Origin of the sequence: Hydrogenophaga sp. ZJX-1 (assembly GCF_048590325.1) — a bacterium.
In the GTDB taxonomy this organism is placed as follows: Bacteria; Pseudomonadota; Gammaproteobacteria; order Burkholderiales; family Burkholderiaceae_C; genus Hydrogenophaga.
Genome location: NZ_JBMBRA010000008.1, coordinates 130,367 through 146,194 on the forward strand (window position 1 = coordinate 130,367; position 15,828 = coordinate 146,194).

The 15,828-nt window shown below is 62.0% G+C and carries 13 protein-coding genes; 8 read left to right on the top strand and 5 right to left on the bottom strand.

From position 1 onward, the window contains the following. Nucleotides 1-23: 23 nt before the first annotated feature. Together ACN5W5_RS20610 and metK are read right to left on the bottom strand one after the other, a co-directional pair. A complete protein-coding gene (locus ACN5W5_RS20610) occupies nt 24-2,099 on the bottom strand; it encodes a PAS domain-containing sensor histidine kinase (protein ID WP_420050315.1) in 2,076 nt (691 codons plus the stop codon). 272 nt (nt 2,100-2,371) lie between these two features. Next, nucleotides 2,372-3,553 carry a methionine adenosyltransferase gene (gene metK / locus ACN5W5_RS20615; protein WP_420050316.1) on the bottom strand — a complete coding sequence of 394 codons (1,182 nt, stop codon included), beginning with the start codon at nt 3,551-3,553 and terminating at the stop codon, nt 2,372-2,374. Nucleotides 3,554-3,784: 231 nt separating this feature from the next. On the opposite strand from metK, the gene ACN5W5_RS20620 reads away from it, so the two are divergent. Both ACN5W5_RS20620 and ACN5W5_RS20625 read left to right on the top strand, forming a co-directional pair. Next, nucleotides 3,785-4,666 carry a lysophospholipid acyltransferase family protein gene (locus ACN5W5_RS20620; protein WP_420050317.1) on the top strand — a complete coding sequence of 294 codons (882 nt, stop codon included), beginning with the start codon at nt 3,785-3,787 and terminating at the stop codon, nt 4,664-4,666. A 28-nt stretch (nt 4,667-4,694) separates the two neighbouring features. Further along, nucleotides 4,695-5,618, top strand: coding sequence for a lysophospholipid acyltransferase family protein (locus ACN5W5_RS20625; protein WP_420050318.1), 924 nt, complete (start codon nt 4,695-4,697; stop codon nt 5,616-5,618). A gap of 62 nt (nt 5,619-5,680) precedes the next feature. Here ACN5W5_RS20625 and yihA read toward each other — a convergent pair whose 3' ends face one another. Further along, the gene (yihA, locus tag ACN5W5_RS20630; protein WP_420050319.1) at nt 5,681-6,460 is read right to left on the bottom strand and encodes a ribosome biogenesis GTP-binding protein YihA/YsxC; all 780 of its coding nucleotides are present in this window, start codon (nt 6,458-6,460) and stop codon (nt 5,681-5,683) included. A 97-nt stretch (nt 6,461-6,557) separates the two neighbouring features. Between yihA and ACN5W5_RS20635 the strand changes: the two genes are divergently transcribed. From ACN5W5_RS20635 to ACN5W5_RS20655, 5 genes are all read left to right on the top strand, one after another. Further along, complete coding sequence (locus tag ACN5W5_RS20635) at nt 6,558-7,172, top strand: c-type cytochrome (protein ID WP_226465255.1); 615 nt, start codon at nt 6,558-6,560, stop codon at nt 7,170-7,172. A gap of 174 nt (nt 7,173-7,346) precedes the next feature. Beyond that, nucleotides 7,347-9,479: a cytochrome c biogenesis protein ResB gene (locus ACN5W5_RS20640; RefSeq protein WP_420050320.1), complete on the top strand. Its 2,133-nt coding sequence runs from the start codon at nt 7,347-7,349 to the stop codon at nt 9,477-9,479. After that, a complete protein-coding gene (ccsB, locus tag ACN5W5_RS20645; protein ID WP_420050321.1) occupies nt 9,476-10,837 on the top strand; it encodes a c-type cytochrome biogenesis protein CcsB in 1,362 nt (453 codons plus the stop codon). The genes ACN5W5_RS20640 and ccsB overlap by 4 nt, the downstream gene beginning before the upstream one ends. A gap of 134 nt (nt 10,838-10,971) precedes the next feature. Continuing rightward, a complete protein-coding gene (msrP, locus tag ACN5W5_RS20650; protein ID WP_420050322.1) occupies nt 10,972-11,970 on the top strand; it encodes a protein-methionine-sulfoxide reductase catalytic subunit MsrP in 999 nt (332 codons plus the stop codon). Between the two features lie 133 nt (nt 11,971-12,103). Continuing rightward, entirely contained in the window at nt 12,104-12,703 is a 600-nt protein-coding gene (locus ACN5W5_RS20655; protein ID WP_420050323.1) for a sulfite oxidase heme-binding subunit YedZ, read from the top strand. A gap of 102 nt (nt 12,704-12,805) precedes the next feature. Here ACN5W5_RS20655 and ACN5W5_RS20660 read toward each other — a convergent pair whose 3' ends face one another. Next, nucleotides 12,806-13,015, bottom strand: coding sequence for a lipoprotein (locus tag ACN5W5_RS20660; RefSeq protein WP_420050324.1), 210 nt, complete (start codon nt 13,013-13,015; stop codon nt 12,806-12,808). A 21-nt stretch (nt 13,016-13,036) separates the two neighbouring features. Here ACN5W5_RS20660 and cyaY point away from each other — a divergent pair, with 21 nt between their 5' ends. Then, nucleotides 13,037-13,366 (top strand): iron donor protein CyaY, encoded by a 330-nt coding sequence (cyaY, locus tag ACN5W5_RS20665; RefSeq protein ID WP_420050325.1) that lies wholly within the window; start codon nt 13,037-13,039, stop codon nt 13,364-13,366. Here the strand turns inward: cyaY and ACN5W5_RS20670 are convergent. Continuing rightward, entirely contained in the window at nt 13,356-15,770 is a 2,415-nt protein-coding gene (locus tag ACN5W5_RS20670) for a penicillin-binding protein 1A (RefSeq protein WP_420050326.1), read from the bottom strand. The two genes, cyaY and ACN5W5_RS20670, sit on opposite strands and share 11 nt — an antisense overlap. Nucleotides 15,771-15,828: the final 58 nt, after the last annotated feature.

The following is a 15,828-nucleotide window of genomic DNA, read 5'->3' on the forward strand; positions in this document are numbered from 1 at the left end:
GTCGGTTCCAGGATCTCGTATCGTCAGATCGCCAGTTCCGCGAGTGACGACTTGGGAAATTCCAGCTCGTGTTCCAGACCCTCGAAAGGCAGGGTGAAGTAGAAGGTGCAGCCTTCACCGGGCGCCGTTTCGGCCCAGATGCGGCCGGCGTGGCGCTCGATGATGCGTTGGGACAGCGCAAGGCCGGTGCCATTGCCTTCGAAGTCCATGGAGTGGTGTTGCCGCTGGAACATCACAAACAGGTTGTGGGCTTTTTCCAGATCGAACCCCACGCCGTTGTCATGGATGAAGAAGGTGCGTCCGCCCACCGGGTTGACCTTCCAGCCAATTTCAATGCGGGCGTGTTCGCGGGTGCGGGTGTATTTCACAGAGTTGTTCAGCATGTTGCTGAACACTTCGGCCAGCAACATCGCATCGCCGCGCACGACCGGCAGGTCTTCCTCCACCACCCATTCGATCGAGCGATGGGGATTCTCCTGCTTCAGGTGGGCAATCACGCCGTCGAGCAAAGGCGCCAGTGGCACCGGCTGCGCCTCGATCGCCACCCGCCCGAGCCGTGCGTATTCGAGCAGGCCTTCGATCATGATGCTCATGCGCTTGCTGGCCTTGGCAATCGAGTTGAGGTATTGCAGCGCCAGACTGTCGCTGGATTCGCCCATCTGCTCCTGCAGCAGGCTGACAAAGCTGGCGATGTGGCGCAGCGGTGCGCGCAGGTCGTGCGACACCATGTGCGAGAACACGTCGAGGTCCTTGTTGGCCGCCACCAGTTGCTGGGTGCGTTCGGCCACGCGTTTTTCGAGCTCGCGGTTGAGGTCGTTCATCACGTCCTCCAGACTCTTCGCCGCGGTCATGTCGCGCGTGATGCTGGACAATCCCTGCAGTTCACCCGCTTCGTTGCGCAGCGCGGTCAGCACGGTGTGGGCCCAGAAGCGCGAACCGTCATCGCGCAGTCGCCAGCCACGGGTTTCCCACTGACCGTGGGATTTGGCCAGTCGCAGGACCTGTTCCGGACTCACCTCGTCCTCGCCAGCGTTGTCGGTGGCCAGCAGCTTCGTGTAGGGCTCTCCCAGCATCTGGGCGCGGGAATGGCCGTGCAGGCGCTGGGCGCTCTCGGTCCACTCGGTCACCGCACCGTTTTCGTCCACGAAGTAGATGCAGTGGTCCTGGATCGCGTCGACCATCAGCCGGTATCGCTGCTCGCTCTGGAACAGCTCAGCACTGCGTTCGCGCACCCGTTCTTCCAGATCGCGGTTGGCTTCGAGCACGAATTCCTCGGTACGCCGGCGTTCGCTGATGTCGTGCATCTCGATGAAGATGCCCTCGACCATGCCGTGCTGGAAGTCGGGGATGTAGTGGATTTCATAGAAGCTGGTGGTGCCGTCATGGGCGACGCGTTCGGCTTCGAAGTTCTGTGGTTGACCGCTGAGTGCCTCGGCAAAGTGCGGCAAGATATCTGGCATCAACTCGGCGCGCACCACCTGACTCAGGTGGGTGCCGACCAGTTCGCTGGGCATCTTGCCGTAGCGGCGTGCGTGTGCGGAATTGGAGAACCGGCAGATCAGGTCTTTGTCGTAGTAGGCCAGCCGGACCGGGATGCGGTCGGTGATGGTCTGCAGAAAGCCATCGTGAGCCGCCACGCGCTGTTCGGCGGCCTTGCGATCGCTGATGTCGAGCACGGTGGTGTTGGTGTGCAGGAAGGCGCCGTGCTCGTCGTTGACAGCGGTCGACGAGAGCAAGGCGAGGAATCGGGTACCGTCTTTGCGCTGCACCTCGATCTCCATGGGCAGCGCACGCCCCGATTGCCTCAACGAATCCATGCGCGTCTGCAGCAAACCGCGCCACGAGGGGTCGATCAGCGCGAACAGATCCAGTTCGTTGATCACTTCTTCGCGCGCATAGCCCAGCCAGTTCAGCAGCGTCTGGTTGATGTTGACGAAGCGAAGCTCGGCGTCCAGCGACAAATGGCCGCTGGGTGCCTGCTCGTAGAGCGACTGGGCACGCGCCAGTGCGCGCTCCAACTCCTGGGTGCGCTGGGCGACCAACCGCTCTAGTTCAGGGTTGGCGAGGTCGTTCGGGTCCAGGCCGACAGTGATATCCATGGTTGAATGCTCCAGGTCGTTTCGATGCACAGCGGTTCAATTCTGTACCGTTCATATCGGACACCGGGAGGAAAAATTCAGGCCTGTGTGTGTCGGTCAAGCAGGGCAACACCATTTCTGGAGTCAAAAAAAGCCCCAGGGTCAGGCTTGGGGCTTTGAGGTGTATGTTGGTGCTCGCTTACAAAACCATTTAAAACAGAAGGTCTTTCTCGCGCGGCGTCATGGCGCATCCCTTGATATGGAGTTCATGGGATGCGTCGAAGAAGCTTTTTTTACAGGCCTGCCGCTGCGCGCAGCACTTGCGCCTTGTCCGTGCGCTCCCAGGCGAACTCGGGCTCTTCGCGGCCAAAGTGGCCATAGGCCGCGGTCTTCTCATAGATCGGGCGCAGCAGATCCAGCATCTTGATGATGCCTTTGGGGCGCAGGTCAAAGTGCTCGTTCACCAGCGCGGAAAGCCTCTCGTCACTGATGACGCCCGTGCCTTCGGTGTAGACCGTGATGTTCATCGGTTTGGCCACACCAATGGCGTAAGCCACCTGGATCTGGCACTGCTTGGCGAGACCGGCGGCGACGATGTTCTTCGCCACGTAGCGCGCGGCGTAAGCGGCCGAGCGGTCCACCTTGCTCGGATCCTTGCCGGAGAACGCGCCACCGCCGTGCGGGCAGGCACCTCCGTAGGTGTCGACGATGATCTTGCGGCCGGTCAGGCCGCAGTCGCCCTGCGGGCCGCCGATGACGAAACGCCCGGTCGGGTTGATCAGGTACTTGGTGTTCTGCAGCCATTCCTTGGGCAGCACCGGCTTGATGATTTCTTCGATGATGGCTTCGGTGAACGAGGCTTTCATCTGGTGCTGGTTCTCGCTCTGATCCGGGCTGTGCTGGGTGGACAGCACGACGGTGTCGATGCTGTGCGGCTTGCCGTCCACGTAGCGCATGGTGACCTGGCTCTTGGCGTCGGGACGCAGGAAGGGCAGTCGGCCGTCTTTGCGCAGTTGGGCCTGGCGCTCCATCAGGCGGTGCGCGTAGTAGATTGGCGCAGGCATCAGTTCGGGCGTCTCGTCGCAGGCGTAGCCGAACATCAGACCCTGGTCGCCGGCGCCGGTGTTGAGGTGGTCGTCAGACGCGTGGTCCACGCCCTGAGCGATGTCGTTGCTTTGCTTGTCGTAGGCCACCAGCACGGCGCAGCCCTTGTAGTCGATGCCGTAGTCGGTGTTGTCGTAGCCGATGCGCTTGATGGTGTCGCGCGCGACCTGGATGTAGTCCACGTGCGCGTTGGTGGTGATTTCACCCGCGAGCACCACAAGGCCGGTGTTGGTCAGCGTCTCGGCTGCCACGCGGCTGCGCGGGTCCTGCTTGAAGATCGCATCGAGGATCGCATCGGAAATCTGGTCAGCCACCTTGTCGGGATGGCCTTCAGAGACGGATTCTGAAGTGAAGAGAAAGTCGTTCGCCATGTATAAACTCCAGAGTTGGTTGATCGGCGTTGCCGGTCTTCTGGATTCGGCGAACGCTTTAGCGGAATTTGTGAATCGCCCCGCAATTAGTTCAATAACTCGGCGATGACAGGATTTTAGGGCATGCGTGGGTCTGGATGCCCGTGCTGCAGGCCATGACCTGTTGCCGACACCGGCTGTACGCCCACCGCCGGTATATTTCGACGGCCATGCTGGCCTCTTGAGCATTTCGTGACCGTCCTCTTTCAACTGCTTTTCCGTTTTTTTTCATACATGCCGCTGCCTGTACTGCACGCAGTAGGCTGGGTGGTGGGCTGGCTGAGCTTCCTGCTGTCGCCGCGTTACCGGCGCCGCTTGATGGCCCATGTTCGCCAGGCCGGTTTCTCCCGCAGGGTGGCGCTGGCTTCGGTGGGCGAAGCGGGAAAAATGGCTGTCGAAACCACCCGGTTGTGGTTGGGAGCCCCGATGAAAGTGGGCTGGGAAGGGGCTTCCCTGATCGAAGCGGCGATGGCCCACGGCTCTGGCGTGCTGTTCCTGACGCCGCACCTGGGTTGTTTTGAGATCACGGCGCAGGCGGTGGCGCAGCGTTTCGGTGAGCGTATGACCACCACCGTGCTGTTTCGCCCCTCACGCCAACCCTGGCTGCGGGATCTGGTGGCCCATTCCCGTGAGCGCCCGGGCCTGTTGACGGCGCCGACCACGCTGGCTGGCGTGAAGCAACTCATCAAGGCGCTCAAGACCGGGCAGGCCGTGGGGCTCTTGCCGGACCAGGTGCCGCCCGCGGGCCAAGGCGTGTGGGCGCCGTTCTTCGGGCGTGAGGCCTACACCATGACCTTGTCGGCCCGCCTGGCACGGACGCCAGGCGTGCAGCCGGTATTGATCTGGGGCGAACGGCTCTCCTGGGGGCGCGGGTTCCTGGTGCATGTGCGCCCCTTCCCGGGTCTGGCTGAGGAGGGCCTGAGCAGCGACCCGCAGATGGCTGCCAGACAGATCAACCAAGCCATGGAGATGCTGGTGCGAGAATCGCCGGCCCAATACCTCTGGTCGTACGATCGCTACAAGCAACCCCGTCAACCCGAGTCCCCGGATACCGGCGCCGCGCCCCAGCGCTGAAACGGCCCGGTGCTCACCGCAGTCATTCATGTCCACAATCCCCCCCCCAACTCCTCACAGTCCATCGGGCACCAAAACCTGGGGTGGTCGACTGGGCGTGGGTTTCATGCGCTTGCTGGCCCGTTTGCCCCTGTCATGGGTGCGTGGACTGGGCTGGCTGTCGGGGCAGGTGCTGCATCTGGTGGCCGCTCGGCGCCGGGACATTGCTCGCACCAACTGGGCGCTGTGTTTCCCTCAGGACAGCGAGGCCGAGCGCAACCGCGCTGTGCGCCGGCATTTTGTGTATTTCGCGCAATCCTGGCTGGACCGGAGCTGGGTCTGGGAAGCCAGTGAAGCGGTGACCCGACGTCGCCTGAGGCTGGTCGGGGCGGTCCATGAACTGGCCACCGACGGGCCGATTCTGGTGTTCGCTCCGCACTTTGTGGGACTGGACGCTGGCGGAACCGCACTGGCCCTGGGGTTTCCGCGCAGGTTCATCAGCCTGTACGCCCGTCAACGCAATGTGGCCGTGGATCAATGGATTCGGGCGGGTCGGCTGCGGTATGGCTCGGTCAGGCTGGTCGAAAAGCACCAGAGCATGCGCTCGCTGGTGCAGGCGTTGCGAGCGGGGGAGGTGCTGTACCTCTTGCCGGACATGGACATGGGGCCGGCGGAGTCGGTGTTCGTGCCGTTTTTCGGGGTGAGCACCGCCACCGTGCCCACCCTGCCGCGGCTGGCCCAGATGGGGCGTGCGCGCGTGGTGCCGGTCATCAGCCGGATGACGCCCAGTGGTTACGACGTGGAAGTGCTCCCTGGATGGGACGGCTATCCCGGTGGTGACACCGTGGCCGACACCGCGCTCATGAACCAGCATCTGGAACAGATGATCGCGACCATGCCTGAGCAGTACTACTGGGTGCACAAGCGCTTCAAGACGCGACCGGCGGGTGAAGCGTCTCCTTATGGACGTTGATGAACACGGCGGCAACCCGGTGAGCGTCTGACGGGCGGCGAGTTCCTTCCGAGTGGCTGAGCTCAGTCCAGCGCCGGCGGCTCGTCGTCTCCTGCCGCATCGGGTTGCTCCACGGGTGCCACGGTCTCGCCATGGGTCCAGTCCCACAAGAGCCGCGCCATTTCGTCCAGCCCCTGCTTCTTCAACGCAGAAAACAGGCGGGCCTCGCCACCGCCACACTGCAGCTTTGCAATGGAGAGGGCCTTGTTGGCCTCGGCTCGCGTGAGTTTGTCTGACTTGGTCAGGAGGATCACGAACTTCAGGCCGCTCTGCACCCGGGGGCGAATCACGTCCAGCAGGATTTCATCCAGTTCGGTCAAACCCAGGCGGGGGTCGCACAGCAACACCACCGCCTTGAGGTTTTCGCGCGTCATGAGGTAGTTGCCCATCACGCGCTGCCAGCGCAGCTTGGCCTCGCGCGGCACGGCGGCGTACCCATAGCCTGGCAAATCGGCCAGCACCGCGTCGGTCTGCCCCTGCTTGCCCAGCGAGAACAGATTGATGCTTTGAGTGCGTCCTGGCGTCTTTGATGCGAACGCCAGGCGCTTTTGCTGGGTCAGTGTGTTGATGCAGGTGGATTTGCCCGCATTGGATCGGCCCACAAACGCCACCTCGGGAACGTCCAGCGTGGGCAGGTGCTCCAGCTGGGGTGCTGTGGTGAGGAATCGGGCGGTGTGCAGCCAGCCGTGCAGGCTTTTGATGTCGGGCGGCGCGGCGTCTTGGCCCTCCCCGGAAACGTGCACGGAAGGGGTGCCGGGCGAGGTGGTGATCGGTGCGGGGGCGGTATTCTTGACTTGAGTCATTTGGGTGTCCTGTGAGGCATTGTAAAATTGAATGCTGTACGGCCCGAAAGCCGCGAACTTCTTCAAACCGACGCGTCGCAAACGACGCCGCCCCGACATGAAATTGCCCGTTTCTTTCCTTTGCGTGGCTGCCGCTGCAGCCCTGTCGTTCAGTGCACATGCGCAGTCGGTCAAACCCGATGCTGCCAAGGGTGCCGCCACCTACGGGCAGGTTTGTGTGGCTTGCCACGCAGCCGACGGGAATTCGGTGATTCCAGAGAATCCGATGTTGGCGCAGCAGCATCCAGAGTATCTGGTCAAGCAACTGCAGGAATTCAAGTCCGGTAAACGGGCCAACCCGATCATGCAGGGCATGGTCGCGGCGCTGTCCGATGATGACATGCGCAACATCGCCTGGTGGCTGGCCGATCAAAAGGCGCGCGAAGGCTTCGCGACGGACAAGGATCTGGTTCGTCTGGGTGAGCGCATCTACCGTGGCGGCATCGCTGATCGACAGATCGCGGCTTGCGCGGGGTGCCACAGCCCCACCGGCGCCGGCATTCCCTCGCAGTACCCGCGCCTGAAAGGGCAGCATGCCGGGTACACGGCGACCCAGCTGAAGGCGTTCCGGGACGGCACGCGTGCCAACCACATCCAGATGACCGGTGTGGCGGCCAAGCTGAACGACCGCGAAATCCAGGCGGTGTCGGACTACATCGCAGGCCTGCGCTGACCGGACAGGTGCTTAGCCCCGAGGTTCCCGGGGATATAAGCGGCAGTTAATATTTGGCGGCACAATGCGGGTTTATCTTTCTTTGCATTGAACCGCCACACGAACAAAGCATCACATCAGGGCGCGTTCTGGGTTGTTCCAGATCCGCCCTGTTTGTTTTTTTACGACGCCTAAATGACCGTATCTACCCAAGGCCTGCAGATCCGTACCGGGTCGCGCTTCGCCAGTCAGCTGGTTGAGCTGTTGTCGTCCATGCGGTTTGCGATTTCGCTGCTGACGGTGATCTGCATCGCGTCGGTCATCGGGACCGTGGTCAAGCAACACGAACCCCTGAACAACTACGTCAACCAGTTCGGCCCGTTCTGGTCCGATGTGTTTGGCAGTGCCCGGCTGTTCACGGTCTACAGCGCCTGGTGGTTTCTGCTGATCCTGGCGTTTCTGGTGGTCAGTACCAGCCTGTGCATCGCGCGCAACACGCCCAAGATCCTGGTGGACTTCAAGGCCTTCAAGGAGAACATCCGCGAGCAAAGTCTCAAGGCTTTTCCGCACCGGGCCGAAGGCGCACTGCCTGAAACGCCTGAGTCGGCGGCCAACCGCATCGGTCAAACCCTGCTGGGTTCAGGATGGAAGGTCAAGCTGCAGTCGCGAGAAGGCGCGGGTGGCACCGGCTGGATGGTGGCCGCCAAGGCGGGATCGGCCAACAAGATCGGCTATCTGGCGGCACACAGCGCGATTGTGCTGGTGTGCCTCGGTGGCCTGCTCGATGGCGATCTGGTGGTGCGTGCCCAGATGTGGTTCAACGGCAAGACGCCGTTCACCGGTGGCGGCCTGATTGCCGATGTGGCCCCTCAGCACCGCCTTTCTCCCAGCAATCCGACGTTCCGGGGCAACCTGCTGGTGACCGAGGGCACTACGGCGGGCACCGCGATTCTGGCCCAGTCCGATGGCGTGCTGCTGCAGGATCTGCCGTTTTCGGTTGAACTCAAGAAGTTCATTGTTGAGTACTACGACACCGGCATGCCCAGGCTGTTCGCCAGCGACATCGTGATCCACGACCACGAGACGGGCGAAAAGAAGGCCACGCGGGTTGAAGTGAACCATCCCGCCAGCCACCGCGGCATCAACATCTACCAGTCCAGTTTTGACGATGGTGGGTCGCGCGTCAATCTGCAGGCGGTGCCCATCAACGGGCCGGCCAAGGCGTTCGAGGTGTCGGGCGTGATCGGTGGCACGTCTGCGCTGAGCAATGGGGACCAGAAGCTCACACTCGAGTACACCGGCCTGCGCGTGATCAATGTGGAGAACTTTGCTAATCAGGGGGGCGAGGCGTCGGGCACGGATGTGCGCAAGGTCGACCTGCGCAGTTCAATCGAGAGCCGCCTCGGCTCGGGTCACAAGCCGGGTGCCGAAAAAACCTTGCGCAACGTGGGCCCCAGTTTCAGCTACAAGCTGCGCGACGCGGCGGGCCAGGCGGTGGAATACAACAACTACATGCTGCCCATGGAGATCGATGGTTCGCGCATGTTCCTCTTTGGCATGCGTGAAACGCCGTCCGAACCTTTCCGGTACCTGCGCATCCCTGCCGATGATCAGGACAGCATTGATGGTTTTGTGCGTCTGCGCGCGGCCCTCCTCGATCCGGCGCTGCGTGAACTGGCCGTGCGCCGATACGCGGTTTCGGCGGTCGAAGCGGGGCGCACCGAGCTCTCCGATGCACTGCAGGCGTCTGCCGGTCGGGCGATTGATCTGTTTGCCGGCGCCGAAGCCACCGAGGCCCCGGTGGGTGATCCGCCCATCAAAGGGGGGTTGCAGGCGGTGTCGGCGTTTCTGGAAAGCAATGTGCCCGAGGCAGAACGTGAGCGCGCCAGCGATGTGCTGGTGCGCATCCTCAACGGAACGCTGTTCGAGCTGTTGCAGGTCAGTCGCGAACGGGCCGGTCTGCAGCCGCTGGAGCGCAGTGATGCCACGCAGCAGTTCATGACGCACGCCGTCATGAGCTTGAGCGATGCTTTCTATTACCCGGCCCCGATGACCTTTCAGCTCAAGGATTTTGAGCATGTGCAGGCCAGTGTGTTCCAGGTGGCGCGCGCGCCCGGCCAGAGCATCGTGTACCTGGGTTGCGTTTTGCTGATCCTGGGTGTTTTTGTCATGCTCTATGTGCGCGAGCGGCGCGTGTGGGTGTGGCTCGCGCCTGCGGGCGCGGGGCATTCACAGGCCACCATGGCCCTGTCGTCCAACCGCAAGACGATGGAAGCCGATCAGGAGTTTGAAGTGTTGAAGTCCCAGTTGTTGAAGGTGCCCTCATGAATACCGCTACCCAGACCTTTGAACTCAAGCGGGGCCAGAACGGCTCCGGCTTGGAGCCCGGCTATTTCTCGCGTCGCAATGTGTGGGACTGGCTGTTCGCTGTTCTCGTGATAGCGGGCGCGGTGTGGAGTTTCGTGCGCTACAGCCCAGCCATGGACGTCTATGAAAAGGCCATTCTGGCGGGTGCGGTCCCGGCAGTGATCTGGCTGGGCTGGTTCTGGCGACCCCTGCGTGTGCTGATGGTGGTGGTGACGGCGCTGTCCTTGCTGGCCATCTCGCTGTACCAGACGCCGGAAGGCACGGCCAATCTGGCGCGCGCCGACCAGGTGTTCATGCTCAAGTATTTCATCTCCAGCCAGTCGGCCATTCTCTGGATGAGCGTGCTGTTCTTCATGAGCACCATCTTCTACTGGGTTGGGATGTTCACCCGCGCAGGCAATGCGTTCGAAGGCTTGGGGTCGCGCCTGGCCTGGGTTGCTGTGACGCTGGCGTTGGTGGGCACCATGGTGCGCTGGTACGAGAGCCACCAGATTGGTGTCGGCATCGGTCACATTCCTGTGAGCAATCTGTACGAGGTCTTTGTGCTGTTCTGCTGGATGACAGCGACCTTTTACCTGTATTACGAAGAGCAGTACAACACCCGTGCGATGGGCGCTTTTGTGATGCTGGTGGTGAGTGCGGCCGTGGGCTTTCTGCTCTGGTACACCGTGGTGCGCGAAGCCCACGAAATCCAGCCGCTGGTGCCCGCGTTGCAGAGTTGGTGGATGAAGCTCCACGTGCCCGCCAACTTCATCGGTTACGGCACCTTTGCGCTCTCGGCGATGCTGGCGTTTGCCTACCTGATCAAGCAGAGCGCGAGCGAGTCGCGCTGGTACAAGCTCGCGCCTCTGTGGTTGCTGGGCATCGTTCTGTGTTTTGAGCCCATCGTCTTTCGCACGTCGGCCGCGGAAAAGGGCGGCAGCTACTGGTTCGTGTATTTCGGCATTTCGGCGCTGATCGTGGCCACCATCCTGTTCGGCCGCCGCCGCATCGCGGAGCGACTGCCGAGTTTCGAGGTGCTGGACGACGTGATGTACAAGGCCATCGCGGTGGGCTTTGCCTTTTTCACCATTGCCACGGTGCTGGGCGCCTTCTGGGCCGCCGAAGCCTGGGGCGGCTACTGGAGCTGGGACCCGAAGGAAACCTGGGCGCTGATCGTCTGGCTGAACTACGCCGCCTGGCTGCACATGCGGTTGATGAAGGGCTTGCGTGGCACGGTGGCGGCCTGGTGGGCCTTGGTGGGGCTCGCGGTCACCACCTTCGCCTTTCTGGGCGTGAACATGTTCCTCTCGGGCTTGCACAGCTATGGCGAGCTGTGAGGTTCTGCCACCCCTGAATCCTGCCATGTAGGCGGTACAGGATTCGGGGCGGAGCGGGGGGCTCGATGTCCCGATCAGGAACTTGGTAAGAAATGGTCAGCTCCTACGACTGACGTGAATCAAAGGAGCCTTTCATGATCATCCGTTCAGCCGACACCGGGTACTGTCATCCTTTTTCGAGCGAAATCACGTCCCGGTCCGCTTATCTGAGGCGTCGTGAGTGGTTGCAGCGCTTGGCGCTGGGGGCCGGTGGTGCTGCGCTGGCAGGTTGGGCCTCGCGCGACGCCCTGGCCTCGGTGACCAGACCTGGCAAGCTCGCTGCGCTGACGGGTGCCATTTCCCAACTGCCCGGGGCTTCGACAGTGGAGAAAATCACCGCTTACGAGCACGCGTCGACCTACAACAATTTCTACGAATTCGGCACCGACAAGTCGGACCCCGTGGCGCGCGCCAAATCGCTGAAGACGAGTCCTTGGACGGTCTCGGTCGAGGGCTTGGTGAACAAGCCCAGGACCTACGGGCTGGAGGAATTGCTCAAGCTGGCCCCCATGGAGGAGCGCATTTACCGGCTGCGTTGTGTTGAGGGCTGGTCCATGGTGATTCCCTGGGTGGGCTATTCGCTGGGTGCGTTGATCCGGGCGGCGCAGCCGCTGGGCAGCGCGAAATATGTGGAGTTCGTGACGCAGGCCGATCGGGATACCATGCCGGGCTTGCGCTCCAGTGTGTTGTTGTGGCCGTATGTCGAGGGCCTGCGTCTGGACGAGGCCATGCATCCGCTGACGCTGCTGTCGTTTGGCATGTATGGCGAGGTGTTGCCGAACCAGAACGGCGCACCCGTGCGCCTCGTCGTTCCGTGGAAATACGGTTTCAAGAGTGGCAAGTCGCTGGTGAAGATCCGGTTCACCGACAAGGAACCCCGCACGGCCTGGAACATCGCGGCTCCGCAGGAGTATGGCTTTTTCTCGAATGTGAATCCTGACGTGGCCCACCCGCGCTGGAGTCAGGTCACGGAGAGGCGGATTGGTGAAGAGGGCGGCCTGCTGGCCAAACGCCGCAAGACTCTGATGTTCAACGGCTACGAGCCCCAGGTGGGGCAGCTTTACGCGGGCATGGACCTGCGCAAGTTCTTCTGAACTTCTCTGGCATTGCATTCGCAACGCAGCGCTTGTGGACGCCCGACTTTCCGCTGATCCTTCAGACCGATCTGGTGCGGTGGATTCCGTCACCTTGCCGCGCAAGGCAGGGTCGCGCGTGAACCGGTGGCTCATGGACCGCACAGCCAAACCCTTGCTGTTTGTTTTGTGGAGCCTGCCGGTTGTCTGGCTGTTTTGGGCCGCCTGGAACGAACAGCTGGGCGCCAATCCGGCCGAAGCCCTGATCCGCTCGCTGGGTGACTGGACGCTTCGAGCGCTCGTGCTGGTTTTGCTGGTGACGCCGTTGCGCGTGATGGCGGGCTGGCCTGCGTTGGCACGGTTGCGGCGCATGCTGGGGCTGTTCGTGTTTTTCTACGCCAGTCTGCACCTGCTGGCCTACGCCTGGTTTGACATGGGTTTTGAATGGCGTGAGGTGCTGACCGATCTGGCCAAGCGACCGTTCATCCTGGTCGGCTTTCTCTGCTGGGTGTTGCTGCTGCTCCTGGCCGGCACTTCGTTCAACCGGGCCATCCGGGCGTTGGGGGCTGCGCGCTGGAGATTGCTGCACCGCTGCGTGTACGCCGTGGCCTGTCTGGCGGTGCTGCACTTCTTCTGGATGCGCAGCGGCAAGAACGACTTTGCGGAAGTGGGTGTTTACGCGGTTCTGCTGGCCTTGTTGCTGGGCTGGCGTGTGTGGAAACGCTGGCGGCCCAAGGACCCTCTGGGGCGTTGAATATGCTTGAGTAGGCGAACGGATTGCTGGAACAGCGCTTTCACGATCGCGGCCACGACCAGGAAACTTTGCGGCCCCGGATTGACAGCCTCGAAAGGAAGTTCAGCGCTGCGGCGACTCGTCCAGCGAATCGGTCGCGTTGGGTACCGTGTCCGCTGGTTTCGGCGCGGCAGGCCGGGCCTCGGGTTGCGCGCCGGGCAGGTACAGCGGACCCTTTTGACCGCAGCCGGCGCCCGCCACACTCAGGGCGACCAGGATCGTGCCGCCAGCGATACGGACATGGGCGAGCGCTCCGCCTAGAATTGGATGCATCTTCATAGTGGGTGCATTGTAATGACCGATATCGAATATCTGGATCGCGCCGAGGCCTTGCTCCGTGCCATAGAACTGGCTTGCGACCGCATCAATGATGAGACTGCCGCGGACATTGACAACCAGCGCGTAGGCGCCATGGTGACGTTGACCTTTGCCAACCGTAGCCAGATCATCGTGAATTTGCAGAAACCGCTGCAGGAGGTCTGGATGGCGGCGCGCGCGGGGGGCTTTCACTACAAGTACGACGGTGCCCAGTGGATGGACAGCAAAGGGCAGGGCGAATTTTTTTCGCACCTGTCCCGTTGTGCAACCGAGCAGGCGGGCCAGCCGCTGACGTTCAGTTCCTGAACAGGTCCAGGATGGTGCGCCGGTCCTCGGTGGCGTTGGGCTGAGTAGCGGCCTCTGGGGACGTGACATCGCTTTCAACCTGGCTACCGGGCCACGGGTCCTGCAAGCCCAGGCCATGCACACCCTGGCCAGGGCCAAACTCCTCGTAGTACCAGTCGCCACCGACACGAATCACGCCCGACGGCGGTTTGTACTCAACCACTGGCACCCCTTTGAGTGCTTCTGACATGTAGTCGATCCAGATCGGCAGGCTCAAGCCGCCACCGGTTTCGCGGCTACCCAGATTGCGCGGCGTGTCGTAACCCACCCAGGCAGTCGCCACGAGGGAAGGGTGGTAGCCCACGAACCAAGCGTCCATGGAGTCGTTGGTGGTGCCCGTCTTGCCGTAGACGTCCGGCCGTTTCAGCGTTGCCTGGGCACGCGCAGCCGTGCCGGTTCGGGTGATTTCCTGCAGCAGGCTGCTCATGATGAAGGCATTGCGTTCGTCGATCACCTGGCTCGATGCGTCCACTGCTTTGGGAGGTTCATCAAAAAGCACTTTTCCACGTTGTTCGACAACGCGGGTGATCAGGACGGGTGTGACGCGATGACCGCCATTGGCAAACACGGCGTACCCAGTGGTCATCTGCATCGGAGTGACCGCACCGGCGCCGAGCGCCATGGTCAGGTAGGGAGGGTGCCTCTCTGGCGGGAAACCGAACCGGGCGACCCAGTCCTGAGCGCTTTTTGTTCCAACGAGCTGTAGCACGCGGATCGACACCATGTTCTTGGACTTGGCCAGTGCGCGGCGCACCGACATCGGTCCCTCGAACTGTCCGTCATAGTTCTTGGGCTCCCAGGGCTTGCCACCGGTTTGCTCGGCGCTGTAGAAAAGCGGCGCGTCGTTCACCACGGTCATCGGTGTCAGGCCTTTTTCAAGCGCGGCGGAGTAGATGAAGGGCTTGAAGCTGGAGCCCGGCTGGCGCCAAGCCTGGGTCACGTGGTTGAACTTGTTCTTCTGGAAGTCGAAGCCACCGACCAGCGCGTGCACCGCTCCGGTGTTGGGATCCATCGCCACGAAGGCAGACTCGACCTCGGGCAACTGGCTGATGCGCCACCCGTTGGCAGAAGTCCTGACCACCCGAACCACGGCCCCCGGACGGAGTTTGATCGAAGGGGCAGCTTTTTCCGCCAGTCCCGATTGCACGGGGCGCAGGCCTTCGCCGGTGACGGCGAAGGGCTCGCCATCCTGTCGAACCACCACTACCTTGCGAGGAGCGGCTTCAAGCACGACGGCAGAGAGCAGGTCACCGTTGTCGGGGTGCTCCGCCAACACGCTATCGATCACATCTTCACGTGCAGCTTTGTCCGCCGGAAGGTTGATGAAGAGTTCGGGGCCGCGGTACCTCTGACGGCTTTCGTAAGTCAGGATGCCACGGCGTAAAGCTTGGTACGCGGTTTGTTGTTCGCTGGACTGAAGCGTGGTGGTGACGGTAAGGCCGCGGGTGTAGGCTTCTTCTCCGTATTGGGCGACCATGGACTGGCGAACCATCTCGGCAACAAATTCACCGTGAACCCGTTCAGGTCCGCCTAGCGGGCGAAGTCTGAGTTCTTCGATCCTGGCTGATCGGGCCTCTTCGGCGGTGATGAACCCGTTTTCGAGCATGCGATCAATGATGTGCAGTTGCCTGGCACGGGCGCGTTTGGGGTTGGAAATGGGGTTGTACGCTGAAGGTGCTTTGGGCAGGCCTGCCAGCATGGCTGCTTCGGCAATGCTCACGTCCTTGAGCGGCTTGCCAAAGTACGTCTGCGACGCGGTGGCAAAGCCATAGGCTCGCTGACCCAGAAAAATCTGGTTCATGTAGATCTCCAGGATCTGCTCTTTGGTGAGCAGATATTCCAGCTTGAATGTGAGCAGCACCTCATAGATTTTGCGGGTGTAGCTCTTTTCTGCAGACAGGTAAACGTTTCGGGCCACCTGCATCGTGATGGTTGATGCTCCCTGACTTTTTGCCTGGCCCAAATTGGCCAGCACCGCCCGGAGCATGCCTCGGTAGTCCACGCCGCCATGCTCGAAAAACCGGGAGTCCTCAATGGCGAGGACGGCATTCTTCATGACATCCGGGATGTCTTTTATCGGCAGGAGGCTGCGGCGCTCTTCGCCAAATTCGCCGATCACCAAGCCATCGGCGGTGAGCACCCGAAGGGGCAACTTGGGCCGGTAGTCGGCCAGGGCGCCCACATCGGGCAGATTGGGATAGGCCACGGCCAGTCCGATGCCCACCCCCAAAAAGAGCGCAACCAAGGCCGCCAGCACCAGCCCTGTCAGACCTGCCAGCACGCGTCCAAGCCACGCCAGCAGGCCCGCTTTCTGGGAGTCGGTGGGCTCGGACGAGCGGGAGGCAGCGGGATCGTTTTGAGGCATGCGAACAGTCAAGGCGAAGGAGGCTGATTATAAAAATCGGCCTGTTGTGAAGGTGTCA